23 protein-coding genes and 1 pseudogene are annotated in these 18675 nt (G+C 64.4%); 12 read left to right on the top strand and 12 right to left on the bottom strand.

Annotation, left to right across the window (positions count from 1 at the left end; translation table 11 throughout):
• Window positions 1–114: 114 nt before the first annotated feature.
• Both ACRWQA_RS12165 and ACRWQA_RS12160 read left to right on the top strand, forming a co-directional pair.
• A complete protein-coding gene (locus ACRWQA_RS12165; RefSeq protein WP_263583626.1) occupies window positions 115–690 on the top strand; it encodes a TetR/AcrR family transcriptional regulator in 576 nt (191 codons plus the stop codon).
• 110 nt (window positions 691–800) lie between these two features.
• Complete coding sequence (locus ACRWQA_RS12160; protein ID WP_263583627.1) at window positions 801–1178, top strand: group I truncated hemoglobin; 378 nt, start codon at window positions 801–803, stop codon at window positions 1176–1178.
• A gap of 86 nt (window positions 1179–1264) precedes the next feature.
• Here the strand turns inward: ACRWQA_RS12160 and ACRWQA_RS12155 are convergent, their stop codons facing one another.
• Complete coding sequence (locus ACRWQA_RS12155) at window positions 1265–2095, bottom strand: oxygen-binding di-iron domain-containing protein (protein WP_434227239.1); 831 nt, start codon at window positions 2093–2095, stop codon at window positions 1265–1267.
• Window positions 2096–2192: 97 nt separating this feature from the next.
• Here ACRWQA_RS12155 and ACRWQA_RS12150 point away from each other — a divergent pair, with 97 nt between their 5' ends.
• Entirely contained in the window at window positions 2193–2795 is a 603-nt protein-coding gene (locus ACRWQA_RS12150) for a TetR/AcrR family transcriptional regulator (RefSeq protein ID WP_263583629.1), read from the top strand.
• Window positions 2796–2909: 114 nt separating this feature from the next.
• On the opposite strand, the gene ACRWQA_RS12145 is transcribed toward ACRWQA_RS12150, so the two are convergent.
• Window positions 2910–3314, bottom strand: a complete 405-nt coding sequence (locus ACRWQA_RS12145; RefSeq protein ID WP_434227236.1) for a VOC family protein — start codon at window positions 3312–3314, stop codon at window positions 2910–2912.
• Between the two features lie 84 nt (window positions 3315–3398).
• Complete coding sequence (locus ACRWQA_RS12140) at window positions 3399–3554, bottom strand: hypothetical protein (protein ID WP_434227234.1); 156 nt, start codon at window positions 3552–3554, stop codon at window positions 3399–3401.
• Window positions 3555–3740: 186 nt separating this feature from the next.
• Between ACRWQA_RS12140 and corA the strand changes: the two genes are divergently transcribed.
• From corA to yddG, 3 genes and pseudogenes are all read left to right on the top strand, one after another.
• Window positions 3741–4826, top strand: coding sequence for a magnesium/cobalt transporter CorA (corA, locus tag ACRWQA_RS12135; protein ID WP_434227232.1), 1086 nt, complete (start codon window positions 3741–3743; stop codon window positions 4824–4826).
• Between the two features lies 1 nt (window position 4827).
• Complete coding sequence (locus ACRWQA_RS12130) at window positions 4828–5598, top strand: helix-turn-helix domain-containing protein (RefSeq protein WP_434227230.1); 771 nt, start codon at window positions 4828–4830, stop codon at window positions 5596–5598.
• Window positions 5599–5639: 41 nt separating this feature from the next.
• Window positions 5640–6473: pseudogene (gene yddG / locus ACRWQA_RS12125) on the top strand (aromatic amino acid exporter YddG); the annotation flags it as partial.
• A 105-nt stretch (window positions 6474–6578) separates the two neighbouring features.
• On the opposite strand, the gene ACRWQA_RS12120 reads toward yddG, so the two are convergent.
• The 7 genes from ACRWQA_RS12120 to ACRWQA_RS12090 form a co-directional block, all read right to left on the bottom strand.
• Window positions 6579–8027, bottom strand: coding sequence for a GntP family permease (locus ACRWQA_RS12120; RefSeq protein WP_263583635.1), 1449 nt, complete (start codon window positions 8025–8027; stop codon window positions 6579–6581).
• Window positions 8024–9097 carry a patatin-like phospholipase family protein gene (locus tag ACRWQA_RS12115; RefSeq protein WP_263583636.1) on the bottom strand — a complete coding sequence of 358 codons (1074 nt, stop codon included), beginning with the start codon at window positions 9095–9097 and terminating at the stop codon, window positions 8024–8026. Before ACRWQA_RS12115 ends, ACRWQA_RS12120 begins: the two co-directional genes overlap by 4 nt.
• Before the next feature lie 108 nt (window positions 9098–9205).
• Entirely contained in the window at window positions 9206–9814 is a 609-nt protein-coding gene (locus ACRWQA_RS12110) for an NADPH-dependent FMN reductase (RefSeq protein ID WP_263583637.1), read from the bottom strand.
• Window positions 9815–9862: 48 nt separating this feature from the next.
• Window positions 9863–10804, bottom strand: a complete 942-nt coding sequence (locus tag ACRWQA_RS12105; protein WP_434227227.1) for a pirin family protein — start codon at window positions 10802–10804, stop codon at window positions 9863–9865.
• Between the two features lie 97 nt (window positions 10805–10901).
• The gene (locus ACRWQA_RS12100; RefSeq protein ID WP_434227225.1) at window positions 10902–11483 is read right to left on the bottom strand and encodes an antibiotic biosynthesis monooxygenase; all 582 of its coding nucleotides are present in this window, start codon (window positions 11481–11483) and stop codon (window positions 10902–10904) included.
• 64 nt (window positions 11484–11547) lie between these two features.
• On the bottom strand, window positions 11548–12180 hold the full coding sequence (ycaC, locus tag ACRWQA_RS12095) for an isochorismate family cysteine hydrolase YcaC (RefSeq protein WP_263583640.1): 633 nt from the start codon (window positions 12178–12180) through the stop codon (window positions 11548–11550).
• 70 nt (window positions 12181–12250) lie between these two features.
• Window positions 12251–13120 carry a pirin family protein gene (locus ACRWQA_RS12090; protein WP_434227223.1) on the bottom strand — a complete coding sequence of 290 codons (870 nt, stop codon included), beginning with the start codon at window positions 13118–13120 and terminating at the stop codon, window positions 12251–12253.
• A 125-nt stretch (window positions 13121–13245) separates the two neighbouring features.
• Between ACRWQA_RS12090 and ACRWQA_RS12085 the strand changes: the two genes are divergently transcribed.
• Window positions 13246–14208, top strand: coding sequence for a LysR substrate-binding domain-containing protein (locus ACRWQA_RS12085; RefSeq protein WP_434227221.1), 963 nt, complete (start codon window positions 13246–13248; stop codon window positions 14206–14208).
• 22 nt (window positions 14209–14230) lie between these two features.
• A complete protein-coding gene (locus ACRWQA_RS12080) occupies window positions 14231–14563 on the top strand; it encodes a TfoX/Sxy family protein (protein ID WP_263583643.1) in 333 nt (110 codons plus the stop codon).
• Window positions 14564–14574: 11 nt separating this feature from the next.
• On the opposite strand, the gene ACRWQA_RS12075 is transcribed toward ACRWQA_RS12080, so the two are convergent.
• A complete protein-coding gene (locus ACRWQA_RS12075; RefSeq protein ID WP_434227219.1) occupies window positions 14575–14700 on the bottom strand; it encodes a hypothetical protein in 126 nt (41 codons plus the stop codon).
• Entirely contained in the window at window positions 14697–15905 is a 1209-nt protein-coding gene (locus tag ACRWQA_RS12070) for an MFS transporter (protein ID WP_434227217.1), read from the bottom strand. The genes ACRWQA_RS12075 and ACRWQA_RS12070 overlap by 4 nt, the downstream gene beginning before the upstream one ends.
• A gap of 162 nt (window positions 15906–16067) precedes the next feature.
• Here ACRWQA_RS12070 and ACRWQA_RS12065 point away from each other — a divergent pair, with 162 nt between their 5' ends.
• From ACRWQA_RS12065 to dctP, 4 genes are all read left to right on the top strand, one after another.
• Complete coding sequence (locus tag ACRWQA_RS12065) at window positions 16068–16247, top strand: hypothetical protein (protein ID WP_263583646.1); 180 nt, start codon at window positions 16068–16070, stop codon at window positions 16245–16247.
• Window positions 16248–16356: 109 nt separating this feature from the next.
• Entirely contained in the window at window positions 16357–16641 is a 285-nt protein-coding gene (locus ACRWQA_RS12060) for a hypothetical protein (protein ID WP_434227214.1), read from the top strand.
• Window positions 16642–16720: 79 nt separating this feature from the next.
• Window positions 16721–17491, top strand: a complete 771-nt coding sequence (locus ACRWQA_RS12055; protein ID WP_434227212.1) for a helix-turn-helix domain-containing protein — start codon at window positions 16721–16723, stop codon at window positions 17489–17491.
• 101 nt (window positions 17492–17592) lie between these two features.
• A complete protein-coding gene (gene dctP / locus ACRWQA_RS12050; RefSeq protein WP_263583649.1) occupies window positions 17593–18663 on the top strand; it encodes a TRAP transporter substrate-binding protein DctP in 1071 nt (356 codons plus the stop codon).
• Window positions 18664–18675: the final 12 nt, after the last annotated feature.

Raw genomic sequence — 18675 nt, 5'->3', positions numbered from 1 at the left:
CATGTCAACGCTGTGCTTCTTTTGGCCCTTCAATGCGGGCCGGCCGATAGTCCTTGACGTAACGCTGCGTTGAACCATATTGAAACTAGACCGTTCGGTCTGGATGGAGTGTCTATGGCCCATACGACGAAGGAACGCCTGCTCGATGCGGGATTGGGGATGTTGCTACGGTGCGGCTACAACGATCTGGGTATCCAGGCCTTGCTCGATGAGACGAAGACGCCCAAGGGCTCCTTCTACCATCATTTCAAGAGCAAGGAGGACTTCGCCCTGCAGGTGATCGACCGCTACATGGTCGAGGTTCACCAGGGGCTGGATCTGACGCTGGGCAACCAGGACCTGCCGCCCCTGGACCGGGTTCGACGCTTCTTTGAACTATCGGGAGAGAAGTACCGCGAGGAGGGCTACCTGGGATGCTTGCTAGGAGGGGTGGGGCAGGAACTGTCTGGAGTAAACGACGTGTTTCGTCGCAAGATCGCCAGCTGTTTCGCTACCATCGCCGAGCGTATCGCAGGTTGCCTGGAAGAGGCGCGCCAGCGGGGCGAACTGCCCCCCGGCAGCGAGCCACGCAAGATGGCGGACCTGCTGGTGGATTGTTGGGAAGGCGCAGCGCTACGTAGTCGATTGCGTGGCGATCCGGCTCCCCTCGAGGCGATGCTCGATTTCTACTTCTCTGCCGCCGCCGGGTAGAATTTTTTTTACCCGGGCTCTGAACCGACCGGTCTATTTCCGGATCGACCACAAGGCCGGTCCGAAACCGGAGGCAAGGGTCGGATGACATCCGACCCGGGAGGCGAGACATGAACACAACAACACTGTACGAGCGGCTGGGCGGGGAAGTCGGCATCGCTAGCCTGGTCGAGGATATCGTCGAGGCGCATATGCAGAACCCGAAAATCCAGGCGCGATTCCTGCCCTACCGGGACGACCTGGAGTACCTGGAGACAGTCAAGGGCCACCTGCGGCAGTTTCTTACCTTCGGCGGCGGGGGGCCGGGTGAATACCACGGCAAGAGCATGCTGGAGGCGCATCGCGGCATGAACATCAGCGAGGCGGAGTACATGGCCGCCATCGACGACATCCTCGCAGTGCTCGACAAGCATGGAGTTGACCCCCAGACGCGCCAGGAGATGCTCGGCATCGCCTATTCGCTCAAGGACGAGATCATGCACGTCTGAAGGCGCCCCTGTGACGGACAGACCCGGCGTCTCACGGCGTCGGGCCTTTTTCGTCATGTGGAAGTGCCGAGCATGGCTGACTGCTTTCATGCCTCCTGTCGGATTTCCATGCTGCTATCCAATTGCGCTGCCACGGCCTCGATCGTCTGTGGGTCAGTCTCGGTGGCCGGGGCCAGGCACCAAGCCTCGTGCACCAGCGCCGTGAGCGTCGAGAGGTTTCCTTCGGCAAGCGGTAGGTGGCCGGAGAGCACCGTGGTCGGCGCCAGGCGCTCCAGGGCATGCAGTGATCGGCCCAAGGCTGCTCGGTCGACCGTGGCCAGCCAGGGGGCGTCGATCGATGACCAGGTCACCATCCCGGCACGCAGGGTTTGCGCCTCGATTTCCGCTACGTTTTCCGCCGGTTGGGGAAGCAGGGCACCAAAGCTGTCGGCAGCGAACAGGGTGCGCGAGCGGGTATCGAGGAAGCCAAGTGTCTCCGGTGCGTCGTAGTAAGGCGGGCGCAGCGGCACCAGCTCGCGGTCCCCAAGCGTGAGCCGTGCACCCGGCTCCAGCAGCTGTACGCGGCTGACGTCGAGGCCGAGCAGGCCCATCTTGCCCATGCCGAGGAAGCTGGTCACGACCCTTGCCCTGGGGGCGCGTTCCAGGATCCGGGCCAGGTTGCCGATATGGTCGGCATCGGTGTGGCTCAGCCAGATCCAGCGCAGGTCGGTGAGGTCGATTTCCGCCTCGAGAGCTTCTAGGAACGCGTCGCCGAGCGCGGCCAGGCCGGTGTCTACCAGTACCGGCTCTTGGCCCTTGTGCAGGAAGGCGTTGACCGCCAGGCCGCCCATGCCGGGCAACGGCAGGAAGGCGGGTAGCACACACCAGTCGTTTCCGGTCTCCCGGGTGGTCAGCATTACAGGATTATTGTCGGTCATCGTCAGGCTCCGGGGTCTTGATCTGTTTTCAGTGAACACCATTGTTCACGTCGCAAGTGAAAACTCAGGGACGGCGCTTGTCAAGAGTTGAGTGAACATGTATGTTCACTTAATGACCGAGACACGACGTTATACCCAACGTAAGCGCGCCGCCGACCGCGAAGAGACCCGCCTGCGCATCGTCGAGGCGACCATGGCGCTGCATGAAGAGATCGGCCCGAGTGCCACCACCATAAGTGCCATCGCCCAACGGGCCGGCGTGCAGCGTCTGACCGTCTATCGTCACTTTCCTGACGAAACTGCGGTCTTCGCGGCCTGTACCCGTCACTGGCTCGAGCTCAACCCGCCGCCGGACCCTGCCGCCTGGGCCTCCCACGAAGTGGGGCAGAACCAGGCCCGCGCCGCGCTGGTGGCCTTCTATCGCTACTATCGTGATACCCAGCGAATGTGGCGGGCCGCTATTCGCGACGAGCCCAAGGTGCCGGCGCTTCAGGGACCCATGGAGAGTTTTCGCGGCCAGTTGAATGCGTTGGGCGAGACGATAGGTAAGGGCTTCGGGGGGGCGGAGGATTCGCTCCCAACCACTACGCTGCGTCATGCCCTGGCGTTTACCACCTGGGCATCGCTGGAGGCGCAGGGGCTTGGCGACGAGGCCATGGCGGACCTCGTGATGGCGTGGCTGCAGGGAGTGAGGAGCTGACGTGCTGTTCCTTCAAACCTGATAACGCCGGTAGTGCGACGCTCTACAGTTTCTTGTGCGCTCTGATGGTTTCTGTACATCAAAACGACGGCGCGACTAGGGCGATGCTGTCGCTCAGGCGGGCGCCCCCTTGAGTTCGATGGTATTGCCTTCGGGGTCTTCGAGATAGATCGAGGGGCCCGGGCCTTCGGCGCCGTAGCGTTGCTTGAGTTCACCGACCTCGATGCCATGGGTGGCAAGGTATTGGCGAATCGCCCCTGCGTCGAAAGGTTCCACGCGCAGGCAGAAGTGATCGAGATTGCGCCCCTCGCTTCCGGGGGCTGCGCCGCCACGCTGCCCCAGCGGGCCTTCCACGGGTACCAGGTCGATCAGGCTGCGTCCGGCGCGTAGTTGGATCAGGCCAATCTCTTCCTGATGCTTTTCCACGGTGCAGCCCAATACCTCGCAGTAGAAGGCGAGCATGGCATCGGTGTCGCGGATGCGCAGTACCAGATGATCGATCCCTTGGATGGGCAGCATGGCGTTCCGAGTTCGTTCTGGGGCCTAACCGACACTATGGCCCAAGCGGCTGGCAGGCACCAGAGTACTCGCCGTCACCACCTGTCACGCCCTCGCTCCGGCACCATGCGGCCGAAGTAGATCAGCCCGTAGGCCAGCCAGGCCACGGTGAGTATCAGGCGACAGGACGACATTGCTCGCCAGCAATGCCAGGGAGATCAACATCAGCGCGACGAACAGCTCGCCTACGGAAAACGACATGACCGGCTCCTTCCTTGGACTGTCTGGGTGCCACACGGGGCAACTCGTCTCAGCGTAGACGAATCCCGTTCTTGTCCCGAGCAGCGCCGAAGCAACGATGGCCATGGCGAGCGCGAGAGGCGGATGCGCAGCATGGCCCGAACATGCCAGTATTGGAGCTGGCCGTTCTTGCCAAGGAAGCCATTCATGACCCGACTGTTCCAGAAGCACTATCACCCGGCCGGCACGGCGCCCGGTACGCTGCGCGACCTGTCCCTCGAACAAGTCGCCCTGCAGGGGCCGGCGACGTTCCTGCTGGCACGACGCGAAGGCGGCCGCTGGGGCGAGATGCACGAGATCGTGTCCGAGGCGATTCCCGAGGTGTCGGAGGAGGGGGTGCTGTGCTGGCTGGACGTGCAGGGCATGCCGACGTCCGAGGAGCTCGAGCTGCTCGGCGAGCGGGTGGGGCTGCATCCGTTGGCCCAGGAGGACATCCTCAACGGCGGCCAGCGGCCCAAGGTCGAGCGCTTCGAGGAATCGCTGGTGGTCACCCTCGGCATCCCCGAGGTAGACGATGAAGGTAACCTGCACCTCTACCAGTTGACCCTGTTCATGGCCGGCAATATCGTCGCCAGCGTCATGGCCGAGACGCTGGATCCGTTCGTCGAGGTGCGGCGCCGGCTCAAGGAGCGTGGTGGGCGCGCCTTGGGGGAGCCGGACGACCTGCTCTATGGCCTGCTCGATGCCGCCGTGGACCACGCCTTCCCGGTGCTGGATGGAGTGGGCGAGCGCATCGAGGAACTCGAGATGGAGATCCTCAATCAACCTGACAGCTCGACGCTGGAGCGCCTGCACGGGCTGAAGCGCGAACTGATCATGCTGCGCCGCTACCTGTGGCCCACCCGCGAGGTGATCAACCAGTTGCTGCGCGACCATGACGACCTGTTCACGCCCGACACGCGCTTGTGGATGCGAGACGTCTACGACCACACCGTACAGGTGCTGGACCTGGTGGAAAGCTATCGCGACATGACGGCGAGCCTGCTCGACATCTATCTTTCGAGCATGAGCCATCGGCTCAACGAGAGCATGCGTAAGCTCACAATCGTCGCCACCGTGTTCATGCCCCTGACCTTCATTGCCGGCGTGTACGGCATGAATTTCGCCCACCCCACCAGCCCCTTCGCCATGCCCGAGCTAAGCTGGTACTGGGGCTATCCTATGGTATGGGGTTTGATGGTCGCCGTTGCCATCGGCATGGTGGTGTGGTTCAAGCGCAAGCACTGGTTCTAGCATGTCCGACACACTGGAACGTCCGGTCATCGAGGCGCGATGCTATCCCGATCGCGTGCTGAGCGACCGTCATGGCTACCACCAACTGCTGCTGGGGCTCGATGGTGCGCTGGAGCTCGAGTCGGCAGGCCGGCTCACGCATGTGACCCGCGGCATGTTGGCCCCGGTGGCGAGCGGTGACGTGCACCACTACCTGGCACCGGGCGATAACCGCGTGCTGGTACTCGACCTGCCCGAGGCATGGTGCGAGGCGCTGGCCTTCGAGGGGCTACTGCAAGGCCAGGTTCGGCGTCTGCCCGAAGAGCTGGTGGCCTGCGGCGAAAGGCTGGATGGAACGGGCCAGTCCCTGGGGCGCTGGCTTGAACTGGCATTAGCAGCCGGGGGCCGGCGCGCCGTACCGCCGCGGCTGAAGCTGCTCGAGCTGCTGCCCGCCGTACGCGCCGACCTGGCGCATCCATGGCGTGTTGCCGACATGGCAGTGCGCTGCCACCTGGCCGAGGCCGTCTTCGCCCGTCAGTTCCGCGCGTTGACCGGCCTGTCGCCCCACGAGTGGCTGGTACGGCAGCGGTTGGCTCACGCCTGCGAGTTGCTCCGGGTCGGTGGTGCCTCGCTCACCGAGGTGGCCCTGGCCTGCGGCTTTGCCGACAGCGCCCATTTCTCACACAGCTTTCGCCGGCGGCATGGTGTCTCGCCGAGTGAGTGGCGGCGGCTGATGGCCGCGGGCGGCGCCTCGGAAAGAGGTCAGGATTCGACAAGCCGCGTCCCTACGTAAAGCACATGCTGTGACCTCGACAATGCTGACGAGGTCTCATCATGTCCGCTCTGACCCGACGCCAGGCCACGGCCATCGGGGCCACCACCATTCTCAACTGGGCGCTGCTCGCCACCCTGACCCAGCTCTCGGGCCCGGTGCCACCGTTTCTGCTCACCGGCCTGGCATTCGGCATCGCCTTCCTCTGCTTTCTCGCCTGGGCCCTGGGGCGGGGCGAGTCGTTCATCGCGCCGCTGCGTCAGGCTCCTTCGGTCTGGGCGCTGGGCGTTGGTGGGCTGTTCGGCTATCACGCGCTCTACTTCGTCGCCCAGCAGAATGCACCGCCGGCCAACGCGGGACTGATCAGCTACTTGTGGCCGCTGTTGATCGTGCTGTTCGTCGGCATGCTACCGGGAGAGCGCCTGTTGGCCAGGCACGTGGTCGGTGGGCTGCTGGGCTTCGCCGGGGCGGCGCTGCTGATCGGCGGCGACCTGGGCGGCGGCGGTAGTGCGCTGGGCTACGGGGCCGCTTTTGCCTGTGCCTTGGTGTGGAGCGGCTACTCCGTGCTGTCGCGGGCCAAGAAGACGGTGCCCACGGCCGCGGTGGGCGGCTTCTGCTTGGTGACGGCACTGTTGGCCTTCGCCTGCCATGGGCTGTTCGAAGCGACGCGCTGGCCCCAGGGTATCGAGTGGCTGGGCGTGATCGGCCTGGGCCTGGGGCCGGTGGGCAGCGCCTTCTTCACCTGGGACGTCGGCGTCAAGCACGGCGACCTGCACTTGCTTGGGTTACTGGCCTACGCCACGCCGCTGCTCTCCACGGTGGTACTGATCGTGGCCGGCTATGCCGAGGCCACGCCGCTGCTGGCGCTGGCAGCCGGCGTGATCACCCTGGGCATGCTGATCGGCAGCGGTGCGCTGGTGCGACGCAGGAAGCGGGAGACTCCGGCGCGCCCCGATCTCGCGGGAGGTGGCGGCGCGCGGAGGTTGCCTAGAGCGAGCCGCTCAGAACGAGCCGACCAGCGACCCCACAACGACAAGTACGATCAAGGAAATAATTGGCCCGACCACGGCCACCGCGGCGATGTCCAGGTAGGCCTGGCGGTGAGTCAGCCCGCAGATGGAGAGCAGCGTGATCACCGCGCCGTTGTGGGGCAGGGCGTCCAGTCCACCGGTGGCCACCGCCGTGACCCGGTGCAACAGGTCCGGCGAGATGCCTGCCGCCTGGCCCATGGCCAGGTAGGTATCGCCCAGGGTCGCCAGCGCGATGCTCATGCCGCCCGAGGCGGAACCGGTCATGCCGGCCAGCAGGTTGACGGCGATGGCCAGCGAGATCAGCGGATTGTCGCCGCCGGCGGTGGTGACCCAGGCGCTGATGGCATCGAACGCGGCGAGCGAGGCGATGACCGAGCCGAAGCCGACCAGGCTTGCGGTGTTGAAGATCGGCAGCAGCGAGGCATTGGCGCCGCTGTCCAGCGAGGCTGTCAGTTGCCGTAGCCGTGGCCAGTTCAGTGCGATCAGCACGAGAATGGAGAGTACCAGTGCGGCAATGACCGACCACAAGCCACGCACCGATTCGATGCTGGTGGCGCCGTAGATCGGATCCGACAGATAGCCAGTGTCCATGGCCGGGATGACCACAGTGGTAAAGAGCAGGTTCAGCGCGATTACCAACACGATGGGCAGCAGCGCCAGGGGCAGCGAAGGCAGCCCGTGGCGCTGCTGCGGCTCGACTTCGGCCAGATCGAAGCCTTCGCCTGCGGCGCGCTCGCGCAAGTGGTCGTGGGTGGTGGTGGGTTCGCTTCCCTGTTCACCGTAACCTTCGCCGCCCGCCTGGGCCTGTCTGGCGCGGTAGCTCAGCCAACTCTGTCCCAGACCCAGCATGATCAGCCCGCTCATGATGCCAAGCCCCGGTGCGGCAAAGGGCGAGGTGCCGAAGAAGGGCATCGGTATGGCGTTCTGGATCGCCGGCGTGCCGGGCAGGGCGGTCATGGTAAAAGTGAAGGCGCCCAGCGCGATGGTGCCGGGGATCAGCCGCTTGGGCAGGTCGGCCTTGCGAAAGAGCGCTGCGGCGATGGGGAACACGGCGAAGGCCACCACGAACAGTGACACGCCGCCGTAGGTCATGACCGCACAGGAGAGCACCACGGCGAGGATGGCCCGGCTTTCGCCGAGGCGTTCGACGATGGCACCGGCCAGCACCTCCGCACTGCCGGAATCCTCCATCAGTTTGCCGAAGATCGCCCCGAGCAAGAACAGCGGAAAATAGCTGACGATGAAGTTGCCCGCCGATCCCATGAATACCTGGGTATAGCTGGCCAGCAGCGGAGCATCCACCGAGGCCAGCGCCACCAAGGCGGCCAGCGCCGGGGCCAGGATCAGCAGGCTAAGGCCACGGTAGGCCAGGTATATCAGCAGGAACAGCGCAACGACGATGGCCAGGACTTCGGTCATGCCTTGCCCTCTTCCTCCTGGCCCGGCCTGACGAGCGGGCGAAAAGTGTCGCTGAACACGGCATCCAGGTCGAAAGTGGAGTAATGACCCAAGGCATCGAAGTTTTTCTCGAGCCACAGATCGGCCCAGCCTCGGCCCTGGCGGTACAAGCGCGAGACGAAGTCCCACTGGGCGTTGAACTTGCTCGAGGCGGAAAGTTTCTCCACCTCCTGCTCGGCGTGGATAAGGTGCAGGCGCATGGAGCGGTAGCGCTCCACCTCGAGGCCTTCGGCATCGATCAGCTGTTGTAGCAGCTGGATGCTGCGCAGTTCCTTGATCAGGCTGGTGTTGAAGGTGATCTCGTTGATACGGTTGATGATGTCCCGGGCGCTGTCAGGTAGCCGCTGACGTACCAGCGGGTTGACCTGAACCACCAACAGGTCCTGGCAATCCATGTCGTCCACCAGTGGGAATAGTGCCGGGTTGCCACTGTAGCCGCCATCCCAGTAGGCTTCGCCATCGATCTCCACAGCAGGGAACATGAACGGCAGGCAGGCTGATGCCATCACCGTATCTACCGAAATCTGCGGTTGGCGAAACACCTTGGCCCGGCCGGTCCTGACATTGGTGGCAGTGACGTAGATCTTGGCCCTGCGGCAGGCGTTGACGCGCTCGAAATCCACCAGTTTGCATACCAGATCCCGCAGCGGATTGATCTTCAGGGGGTTGAGTTTGGCCGGGGCGATGAGCTGGGTCAGGCTCTCGAACATCAGGTAGCTGGGTGAGTGGTCGAGGCTGCCGCTACCGGTCAGCCAGTCCCAGGGCGTCGGTTGAATGGGCGAGAAACGTGCCGCATCGCTGACGCCGTGCCAGAAATCATGGAGCGCCTCGCGCGCCCCTTCGCGGCCGCCGCGGTGCAGCCCGTCGGCCAGTACCACGGCGTTCATCGCACCGGCGCTGGTACCGCTCACGCCGTCGATCTTCAGGCGTTCATCTTCCAGCAGCCTGTCCAGCACGCCCCAGGTCAGCGCGCCGTGGGAGCCGCCGCCCTGCAGAGCGAGATCGATGTGCTTGCGTTCTTCCTTGGGCATGCCATCTCCTGTGTCATTCATGCTGCAACGCAGTGTAGACCTCTTGTGGGCGAGCCCGATACAGGCGTCTTGGTTATCTACGTTACAGAGTGCCTGACTACTTGCCGTTCAGGAGCCGCTCGTGGAATCGGTAGCTTGAAGCTTGACCAGGGTAGTCACCAGCCGTTGGCAGAGCGCGTCGAGCCGCTGCTGTTGGCTCTCGTCCACCAGTTCACCGCTTTCACCGAAGGCCTGGGCGGCGCGGGGAACGGCCAGCGGGTTGGGAAGTACGGTCACACCGAGATTGCCGAGCAACTGGCGGATCAGCGCCAGGCTGCGCATGCCGCCTAGCGCGCCCGGCGAAGCGGAAACCACGGCTGCCAGCTTGTCGGCGAACAGTGCCAGGCCGCTGCGCTCGCCATCCGAACGCGACAGCCAGTCGAGGGTGTTCTTCATCAACGGCGTGATGAAGCCGTTGTACTCAGGCGAGGCCAGCAGCAGACCCTGGTGCTCGGCAAGCAAGCCCTGCAGGCTACGAGCGCTGGCTGGAAGGCCCTCCCGGCTTTCCAGGTCGCCGTCGTAGAGGGGCAGCGGGTAGTCGCGCAGGTCTACGAAAGTCGCCTGGCCGCCGACCCGATCGAGCCGCTCGGCGGCCAGGCGGGCGAGGCGCTTGTTGTGGGAATCCTCTCTGGCGCTGCCGGCGAAGACCAGGATGCGTGGTGGCTTATGTAGCGTCATGGGCAATAGTCCCTCTCGTCAGTTGGTCGCTGGATCCGTGTAGTGCTGTCAGTTTCGCCAGGGCAGTGGCGGTGGCATCAGGCGTTCCCCCTGAAACTCGGGGATGCTGCCGAAGCGTTCACTGCCGGCTTCCCAGTCGTTTTGGGCCTCGATGATCTCGGCCCTGCTATGGCCGACGAAATTCCACCAGATCAGGATCTCCTCGCCCAGCGGCTCGCCACCGACCAGAATGGCGCGTCCTCCCTCCGGCAGTTCGAGCGCGACCTGGTTGCGCCCGCGTCCCAGGTAGGCCAGTTCATTGGCGCCGAAGCGCTCCCCCTCGATAATGAGTTCGTCTTCCAGCGATAGCAGGCCGTATTCGAAGTCCTCACGCAGCGGCAAGGTCAGCGAGCCGGCCGACGTCGCCAACAGATCCAGGCCTACCAGCGGTGAGAAGGCCAGTGTCGGTGCACGATGGCCGGCGAATTCACCGGTCAGCAGGGTCAGTTCGAAGGCTTCCTCGCGCCACTGCGGTAGCTGCGGATAGTGATCGAAGCGCGGATCGGTGCGGCGCTGGGCCTCGGGCAAGGCGATCCAGAGCTGGGCGGCATGCAGGTGCGTCTCTCCCGGCACCGACTCCTCGGTGTGGCTGATGCCGCGGCCGGCCGTCATCAGGTTGACCTGGCCGGGACGGATCACCTGCTCGTTGCCCAGGCTGTCGCGGTGCAGCACTTCTCCCTCGATCATCCAGGTGAAGGTCTGCAGGCCGATGTGCGGGTGGGGACCGACACGCAGGCCTCGCGAGTCGCCCTTGAATACCGCCGGGCCGGCATGATCGAGGAAGCACCAGGCGCCAATCAGGCGTCGCTGGCGCGACGGCAGCACACGGTTGACGGGAATGCCGCCGACATCGGCCGTGCGTGGCGCCACATGCTGAACCTGGCGCTTGCCTTCGACCACAGGGCAATCGAGCGAGGAGGTGAGGTCGGTGTCGTTGACGAGATTGCTCATTGTCGTTTTTCCAGGAAGAACGAAGTGGGATGGGCGGTCAGGCTTGTTTCAGCATAGGTTCTCGCTTGCCGCACTGCCTGTCGGGGTTGGCCATGCCTCAACGGAACAGCCAGGGCGCCACCAGTTTCACCACCCGCGGCATGATGGCGTAGACCACCAGGCCCACGATGGTGGCGGCGACCAGGCCATGACGGATGCCCCAGGTGTCCAGTGCCGGTAGCAGTTGGAGGAGCGGCAGCCACAGTAGCGGCACGATCATGGTCAGAGGCCAGATGACCGCCGTGGTTATCAGCCACTGCTTCCAGCGCGTCGGCTGCTTGCTGGCGGGCGTAGGCGGGGTGAACCAGTAGTCGATGCCGCTGACGATCTCCACTCGCTCGGCCTGCTGCAGGTCGGGCTGGATGGTTCCCATCAGCTCGCGGCGCTCGGGGGACTCCCGCCAACGCCGGGCATCGGCGTCACTGGCGAAGCGCACGGCGATCTCGTAGTCATGATGACCTTCGGAAGGACGCAGGATGTGCACCCCCTGATGACCGGGAAAGCGGCCGGCCGCCTCGATGATCTGGCGCAGCCAGGTTTCGTAGCGATCCATGGCCTCGGGCCTGACCCGATGGTGGATCTGGATGGTTGCCCCCTCGCAGTGAACCGAGGCGGCGGGGTCGGAGACGGACATGGGCATGGTGAGCCTCCATGGCGGTTGGGTGACCAGCAGGGTAGAGCCCGGCAAGCCGGGCCCTTTCACCTCAACGCTTGTGCGCCAGGCTCTGCTGCTCGTAGCTCTGGATCAGGTTGGCGTAGGCAGGCAGGTGGGCGGCCAGCAGGCCACCGAAGCCTTCGATGTCGTTACGCCAGTCGCGGTGCAGTTCGCAACCCACCCCGAACCAGGTCATCAGCTGAGCGCCGGCGTGGGACATGCGGTCCCAGGCGGCGTCGCGGGTGGTCTGGTTGAAGGTGCCGGATGCATCGGTGACCACGAATACCTCATAACCCTCTTCCAGGGCCGAGAGTACCGGGAAGGCCACGCACACCTCAGTCACCACGCCGGCGATCAGCAGTTGCTTCTTGCCGGTGGCCCTGATCGCTGCCACGAACTCCTCATTGTCCCAGGCGTTGATCTGCCCGGGGCGGGCAAAATAGGGGGCATTGGGGAAGGTCTCCTTGAGCTCCGGCACCATGGGCCCGTTGGGGCCGTCCTCGAAGCTGGTGGTGAGGATGGTGGGGATCTCGAAGAACTTGGCGATGTCGGCCAGGGCCAGCACGTTGTTCTTGAAGTCGTCGGGGCTGAAATCGCGCACCAGCGAGAGCAGGCCGGCTTGATGGTCGACCATCAACAGGGCGACATCGTCCTTGTTCAGTCGGTTGTAGGTATAAGACATGGGATTTTTCTCCATGGTTGGGTGAGTGCGCCCGGTCAGGGCTCGGGCGCGGTCGGCTGCGGCGGGGCCGCTAGCCCTCCAGGCGGCCGAACTTGCCGGCCTGGAAATCGGTGAACGCTTGGTGAAGCTCATCCACGCTGTTCATGACGAAGGGGCCCTGGCCCACCACGGGCTCTTCGATGGGTTCTCCGCCGAGCAGCAGCAGCCGGGCATCGTTGTTGGCTTCCAGGCGTATCTCCTCCCCCTTGCGCTCGAAGCACACCAGGCCGGCATCTCGTACCAAGGCATCGCCGTTGACCTGTACCGTTCCTTCGAGTACCACCAGCAGGGTGGTGTGGCCCTCGGGTACGCGCAGCGTCGTTTCTGCGCCGGCGTTGAGCTGCAGGTCCCAGACGCTGATCGGGGTAAAGGTGTGGGCCGGCCCTGCATGGCCCTGGTACTCACCGGCAATGACCCGCAGCTCTCCTGCGCGCCCAGGCAGCGCCAGCCGGGGAATGTCGGCATCGAGCAGCGTCTGGTAGGCCGCGGGGGTCGACTTGTGCCGGGCTGGCAGGTTGATCCAGAGCTGTACCATTTCCAGCGTGCCGCCTTGAGCGGTGAAGGCCCGCGAGTGAAACTCCTCGTGCACGATTCCCGCCCCGGCGGTCATCCACTGGACGTCGCCTTCTCCGATGCGCCCACCGCTGCCGGTCGAGTCGCGATGCTCCAGCTCGCCGCGATAGACCAGGGTCACGGTCTCGAAGCCGCGGTGAGGGTGGGCACCGACGCCGCGAGGCCGAGGGGCCGGCGGGAAGTCGTAAGGGCCGGCATGGTCGAGCAACAGAAAAGGGCTCAGGTGATCGGCGCCCAGGCGGTCGTAGGTGAACAGCGAACGCACTGGAAAACCGTCGCCAACCCAATGGCCGCGGGGGGCGCCGTAGATGCCGTGGATCTTCTTCATGGTCTGGCTCCTGCTTGATTGGCTACTTGGCCGATACAGAAAGCCTAGAGATGCAACGATCTTGGCGGTAGAGGCTATAATGCACACTCTGCGTTCCATGAGTAGAACGATGAGAGTGAGTGACCATGCAAGATCTCAACGACCTCTATTACTTCGTGCAGGTGGTGGATCATGGTGGCTTTGCCCCGGCCGGTCGCGCCCTGGGCTTGCCCAAGTCGAAACTGAGCCGGCGCATCGCACAGTTGGAAGATCGGCTCGGCACACGGCTTATTCACCGCTCGACGCGCCACCTGTCGGTTACCGAACTGGGACAGGCTTACTATCGACACTGCGTGGCGATGCTGGTCGAGGCCGAAGCGGCAGAGGAGCTGATCAAGACCAATATCCAGCAGCCGAGGGGAACGGTGCGGCTTAGCTGTCCGCCGAGCCTGCTGAACTATCTGATCACGCCACTCTTGGTTCGCTTCATGGCGCAGTGCCCCGATGTGGAAGTGCAGGTAGAGGCAACCAGCCGCCGGGTCGACGTGATCAAGGAGGGGCTCGACATGGCCATCCGGGTTCGCTTTCCGCCACTCGAGGACAGCGATCTCTCGATGAAGGTACTGTCGCGCAGCCCTCAACGCTTGCTGGCTGCGCCAGTGCTACTCGAGGGGCGGCCGAAGCCGCGAGCACCAGGCGACCTGGCGGGATTGCCCAGCCTCGATTTCGACCAGGTCGACAGGCAGCACCTCTGGGTACTCGACGGACCGGACGGAGCCACCGCCCGGATTCGTCATCATCCACGCTTGGTGACCGATCATGCCGAGACGCTGCATCAGGCTGCTCTCGCCGGCCTCGGCGTAGCCAAGTTGGCCCTACTCGTGGCGGGGCAAGACTTGCAGGCGGGGCACCTCGTCGACGTGCTTCCCGGCTGGGAGCCACGGGGCGGCATACTGCACGCCGTATTCCCTTCGCGACGGGGTGTCCTGCCCGCCGTGCGTGCGCTGCTCGACTTCCTGGCCGAGAATATCGACGAGATCGATTTCACCAGCGAAACCGCCTGGGCGCCGTCGCACGGCGTAAGCGAGTCTCGAGACGCCGCTAATTAAGGATAAGGATGGGGCTGGCTACATGGGTGACTACACGGATTATCTTCAGGATGTCTTCGCAAGGTTCGGGCCGGTGTCCGCCCGCCGCATGTTTGGCGGTCATGGCCTCTATCACCAGGGCCTGATGTTCGCCCTGGTGGCCGACGATACCCTCTACCTGAAGGCGGACGACGGCAACGTGGGCGACTTCGAGCGCGAGGGGCTCGAGCCGTTCCTGTACCACAAGGCGGGCCGCGAGGTGAGGATGTCCTACTACCGCGCCCCGGAGGCGATCTTCGAGGATCAGGAGCTGGCGGCGGAGTGGGCGGGTGGCGCCTTCGCGGCGGCGCTACGCGCCAAGGCGGGCAAGCGCTGACAGAAAAAAGTTCAGCAGAGTCGCGAGCCGAGCAGCAGCTGCGAGGCGTCGGCCGCTTGCCAGCCCCACCATGCCAGTGACAGGGCAGCGCCGAGGGCCAGCAACGCGGCGAGTTTCACCAGGTGAATCCGTCTCATGCCTGAGCCTCCAGGGGCGCGGTGCGTTTGACCGGTGCCTCGCTGATGAACCAGTGCAGCAGGGCGGCGATCACCGAGAGCAGTATGGCAAGCTTCCATACCACGTCATAGTCGCCATGCAGGTCGTAGAGCATGCCGCCCAGCCACACGCCGGTGAACGAGCCGACCTGGTGAAACAGGAAGACGATACCGCCAAGCATGGAGAGGTGGCGCACGCCGAATACTGCGGCGACGATGCCGTTGGTCAGCGGCACCGTGGAGAGCCACAGCAGGCCCATGGCGATGCCGAACAGGTAGGCGCTGGCCGGGCTCAGCGGCAGGAACACGAAGGCGGCGATCACCGCACCGCGGGTCAGGTAGAGCCAGCTGAGCAGGCGCGGCTTGGAGTAGATGCCGCCCAGCCAGCCGGCGGCGTAGGTGCCGAAGATGTTGAACAGGCCCACCAGGGCCAGGACGGTGCTGCCTACGTGGACGGCCAGGCCGTTGTCGAACAAATAGCCGGGCAGGTGCACACCGATGAAAACCACCTGGAAGCCGCAGACGAAGAAGCCCAGGCACAGCAGCCAGAAACCGCGGTGCCCGGCGGCCTCGTCCAGCGCTCCGCGCAGCGAGAGGTCGGTGGCCAGGCGTGCGGAGGGACGGTCCTTCAGCATGGCGCCGAGCGGTGCCATCATTGCCGCCAGGGCGCCCATCGCCAGCAGTGCGGCCGACCAGCCGAGCCAGCCGAGCAGGCCCAGGGTGCCCGGCAGCATGGCGAACTGACCGAACGAGCCCGCTGCACTGACGATGCCCATGGCCATGCTGCGCTTTTCCGGCGCCACGGCACGGCCCACGGCGCCGAGGATTACCGAGAAGGTGGTGCCAGAAAGCCCCAGGCCGATCAGCACCCCGGCTGAGAGCGACATGCCCAGCGCCGATTCGGAAAGGCCCATGAACAGTAGGCCCAAGGTGTAGAGCACACCGCCGACCGCCACCACCCGGGCAGCACCGAAACGGTCGGCCAACGCCCCGGTGAAGGGCTGGGCGAACCCCCAGATGAGATTCTGCAATGCCAGGGCGAAAGCGAATACCTCGCGCCCCCAGCCGAGCTCGCTGCTCATTGGCTCGAGGAACAGACCGAAGCCATGACGCAGCCCCATGGCCAGCGAGATGACCAGGCTGCCGAGCAGGATCAACAGCAACGTGTGGCGGCGAAGGGCGTCCATGGTGATTATCCCGTTTGCAGACTAACGAGAATGCACTATCGCGCTTTCTCCATGGGCTGGCAATGTCGCCGATTGGCGACTTCCTTGTAGCTAATGCGCCACATGTGTAAAGGCGCTGTACTTCGCTATCATGAACACTGTTCGTCAACTTGGAGATACGTCATGTCACGGCGCCTGTTGTTTCCTTTCGTCCTGATACTTGCCGCCATGCTGGTGGCAGGCTGCAGCTACCAGCCGGCACGTATCAAGTCCGAGCCGCTGATCGTCATCGACGATGGCCATGGCGGGCATCATGGTGGCCGCTTCTGTCCTCCGGGACAGGCCAAGAAGGGACGCTGTTGAATAAGCGCTCCCCAAAGGCGCGCTAGACTGACTAGAGTCGTACCCATAACGACTGCGAACGGGAACCGGAAGGGGCGTCTGGAGTTCTTGCCCTTGCGAGGTACATGCCATGAAAACGTCCCTGCGCTTGCTCACCCTGGCCATTTTACCCCTCATGTTGGCCCTGGCCGGCTGCAGCTATTCGCCGGCGCGCATCACGCCCGAGCCGCTGGTCGTGGTCGATGGTTCCCATCGTCACTATCACGGCGACAGGCATCATCATCACCGCGAGCGCTACGTGAAGCGCCACTACCGTGACGGACATCGTTATTACGACGATCGCCGTTATCGGGACCGCCACCGTCACCGTGGCGGCTTCTGCCCGCCCGGGCAGAGCATGAAGGGACGCTGCTGAGCCAACGGGCCGTTTCATGATGCCGCTCGGCAGGGTAGTGTAGGAGGTTCCCTGACCGAGCGGGCGTCAAGAAACCGTCATGTCTCTACTCGATCTGCGTGCCTCCAACCTGGGCCAGGAGCATGTGGCCCATGCCCATACGCACCACCAGTTGATCCTGGCGACTTGCGGTGTCACCGAACTCGATATCGAGGGCGTCGGTAATCGAGTGACCAGTGGGCGTGGCTGCCTGATTCCCTGTGCGAGCCACCACGAATACGAAGGCGACGGACGCAATCGTACGCTGGTACTCGACGTGCCGCTGGCTGCGCTGGGCGACATGCGCGACGGCGAGGAGCTGCAGCGTCTGTTCGAGCGGCCGTGTTTCTTTCCCGTATCGACCCGCCTCAATCAGCTTGCCGTCACACTGATGGCTCAGCTCGAGCAGTTCCCGGCCCTGCACAGCGAGATCGCTGCGCTGCTGCTGCGTGCGCTCTACCTGCAGCTCAAGGACGAGGCGCCGAGCACGACTTCATTCGGCCGTCACGCCACCGCGCGTATCGACCTCGACAGCCTCGACATCTGGATCGATCGGCATCTTGCCGACGAGATCCGGGTCGACCAACTGGCGGCGCTCTGTGCCCTGAGCCCAGGGCATTTCCATGCGCTGTTTCGTGAACTCACCTCCGTCACACCCTTGGCCTATGTGCAGCAGCGCCGGCTCGAGCATGCCCGGGCGCTGGTTCGGCACAGCCGCCTGAGCCTGGGGCATATCGCCAGCCTGGTCGGTTTCTGCGATCAGGGCAGCTTCAGTCGCGCCTATCGGCGTCATTTTGAAGTTTCCCCTTCCAGCGAGCGTGGCCATCGCTGAGCCTGGGGCAAGAAGACGTGAGTCAGGGGCAAGCGGGGCGCAAGGTCTCCTCTTAGGCTTGGTGTGGCAATCCATAAAACACAATCATAATGAGGTGGATCATGACCCCGTCGCTGACCCGTCTGGCAGCGCTCGCCGCACTACCGCTGGCCGTTGCCAGCGCCAACGTACTGGCGCAATCCCACGAAATGGCCATCGCCACGCTGTTGCCCGAGGACATGAGCAACAACGAGGTCTACCCGGCGCTGGTGCACTTCAAGAACCTGGTCGAGACCCGCACCAACGGTGAGGTGGAGGTGGTGATCTTCGGTGGCGGTCAGCTCGGTTCCGAAGTGGAGACCGCCTCGGAAGTGCAGGGCGGGCGTACCCTGCAGTCCACCATCATCACCACCGGGGCGATGTCGTCCTTCTACGACGACTACCAGCTGATGACTGCCCCGTTCCTGTTCGACAACTGGCGCCAGGCCTGGGCCTTCTTCGACAGCGAGTGGTTCGCCGATTTCATGTCCGGCACCATTGAAGAGGCCAACATGCGCTACCTAGGCACCTTCGACGACGGCGGCGGCTTCGTGGCGTTCACCAACAACGAGCGCTTGATCGAGACGGTGGAGGACCTGGAAGGGCTCAACATTCGCACCGAGGAGAACCCGGGGCACGTCGCCATCATGAAGGCGCTGGGCGCTTCGGCCACGCCGCTGCCGTGGGGCGAGCTGATCACGGCGCTGGAGACCGGCCTGGCCGATGGCCAGTTCAATGCGCCGGTGCTCAACACTACCTTCAATTTCGATGAGGTAACCGATTACACCACGCTCACCGGCCACGTCTACAACAGTGCCGCCTGGCTGATCAGCGAAGACTGGTTCCAGGAACTGAGCGAGGAGCAGCAGACGGCCATCGTCACCTCGGCGCGCGAGGCCATCGAGCTCTCCCACGGCATGTCGGGGGCACTGGCCACCGCCAGTTGGGAGGAGTCCTGCGAGCGTTTCGAGGCGTGCCATATCATGCCCACGGAAGAGCGTGAGCGGATGGCTGACATCGCCCGGCCGGCCTGGAAGGAGTGGATCGTCGGTGACTTCGGCATCGAGGAAGAGCGTGTCGATGCCTTCCTCGCGGAAGTGTCCCGAGTCGGGGAGGAAGTGGCCGAGTCGGACGCGGCGGTCTACGGCCAGTAGCCCGCGGTTCGT

It is taken from the genome of Billgrantia sp. C5P2 (assembly GCF_051062895.2).
This window is presented reverse-complemented; position numbering and strand designations above follow the sequence as displayed.

Bases quoted from the DNA above. Each gene is read 5' to 3' on its own strand.
- ycaC (WP_263583640.1), bottom strand. From the start codon at position 12,180: ATGTCTTATACCTACAACCGACTGAACAAGGACGATGTCGCCCTGTTG.
- ACRWQA_RS12060 (WP_434227214.1), top strand. From the start codon at position 16,357: ATGAAAACGTCCCTGCGCTTGCTCACCCTGGCCATTTTACCCCTCATG.
- ACRWQA_RS12075 (WP_434227219.1), bottom strand. From the start codon at position 14,700: ATGAGACGGATTCACCTGGTGAAACTCGCCGCGTTGCTGGCCCTCGGC.
- ACRWQA_RS12055 (WP_434227212.1), top strand. From the start codon at position 16,721: ATGTCTCTACTCGATCTGCGTGCCTCCAACCTGGGCCAGGAGCATGTG.
- ACRWQA_RS12080 (WP_263583643.1), top strand. From the start codon at position 14,231: ATGGGTGACTACACGGATTATCTTCAGGATGTCTTCGCAAGGTTCGGG.
- ACRWQA_RS12065 (WP_263583646.1), top strand. From the start codon at position 16,068: ATGTCACGGCGCCTGTTGTTTCCTTTCGTCCTGATACTTGCCGCCATG.
- ACRWQA_RS12105 (WP_434227227.1), bottom strand. From the start codon at position 10,804: ATGAGCAATCTCGTCAACGACACCGACCTCACCTCCTCGCTCGATTGC.
- ACRWQA_RS12130 (WP_434227230.1), top strand. From the start codon at position 4,828: ATGTCCGACACACTGGAACGTCCGGTCATCGAGGCGCGATGCTATCCC.
- ACRWQA_RS12070 (WP_434227217.1), bottom strand. From the start codon at position 15,905: ATGGACGCCCTTCGCCGCCACACGTTGCTGTTGATCCTGCTCGGCAGC.
- ACRWQA_RS12160 (WP_263583627.1), top strand. From the start codon at position 801: ATGAACACAACAACACTGTACGAGCGGCTGGGCGGGGAAGTCGGCATC.
- ACRWQA_RS12165 (WP_263583626.1), top strand. From the start codon at position 115: ATGGCCCATACGACGAAGGAACGCCTGCTCGATGCGGGATTGGGGATG.
- ACRWQA_RS12120 (WP_263583635.1), bottom strand. From the start codon at position 8,027: ATGACCGAAGTCCTGGCCATCGTCGTTGCGCTGTTCCTGCTGATATAC.
- ACRWQA_RS12090 (WP_434227223.1), bottom strand. From the start codon at position 13,120: ATGAAGAAGATCCACGGCATCTACGGCGCCCCCCGCGGCCATTGGGTT.
- ACRWQA_RS12115 (WP_263583636.1), bottom strand. From the start codon at position 9,097: ATGCCCAAGGAAGAACGCAAGCACATCGATCTCGCTCTGCAGGGCGGC.
- corA (WP_434227232.1), top strand. From the start codon at position 3,741: ATGACCCGACTGTTCCAGAAGCACTATCACCCGGCCGGCACGGCGCCC.
- ACRWQA_RS12100 (WP_434227225.1), bottom strand. From the start codon at position 11,483: ATGCCCATGTCCGTCTCCGACCCCGCCGCCTCGGTTCACTGCGAGGGG.
- ACRWQA_RS12150 (WP_263583629.1), top strand. From the start codon at position 2,193: ATGTATGTTCACTTAATGACCGAGACACGACGTTATACCCAACGTAAG.
- dctP (WP_263583649.1), top strand. From the start codon at position 17,593: ATGACCCCGTCGCTGACCCGTCTGGCAGCGCTCGCCGCACTACCGCTG.
- ACRWQA_RS12085 (WP_434227221.1), top strand. From the start codon at position 13,246: ATGCAAGATCTCAACGACCTCTATTACTTCGTGCAGGTGGTGGATCAT.
- ACRWQA_RS12110 (WP_263583637.1), bottom strand. From the start codon at position 9,814: ATGACGCTACATAAGCCACCACGCATCCTGGTCTTCGCCGGCAGCGCC.
- ACRWQA_RS12155 (WP_434227239.1), bottom strand. From the start codon at position 2,095: ATGACCGACAATAATCCTGTAATGCTGACCACCCGGGAGACCGGAAAC.
- ACRWQA_RS12140 (WP_434227234.1), bottom strand. From the start codon at position 3,554: ATGTCGTTTTCCGTAGGCGAGCTGTTCGTCGCGCTGATGTTGATCTCC.
- ACRWQA_RS12145 (WP_434227236.1), bottom strand. From the start codon at position 3,314: ATGCTGCCCATCCAAGGGATCGATCATCTGGTACTGCGCATCCGCGAC.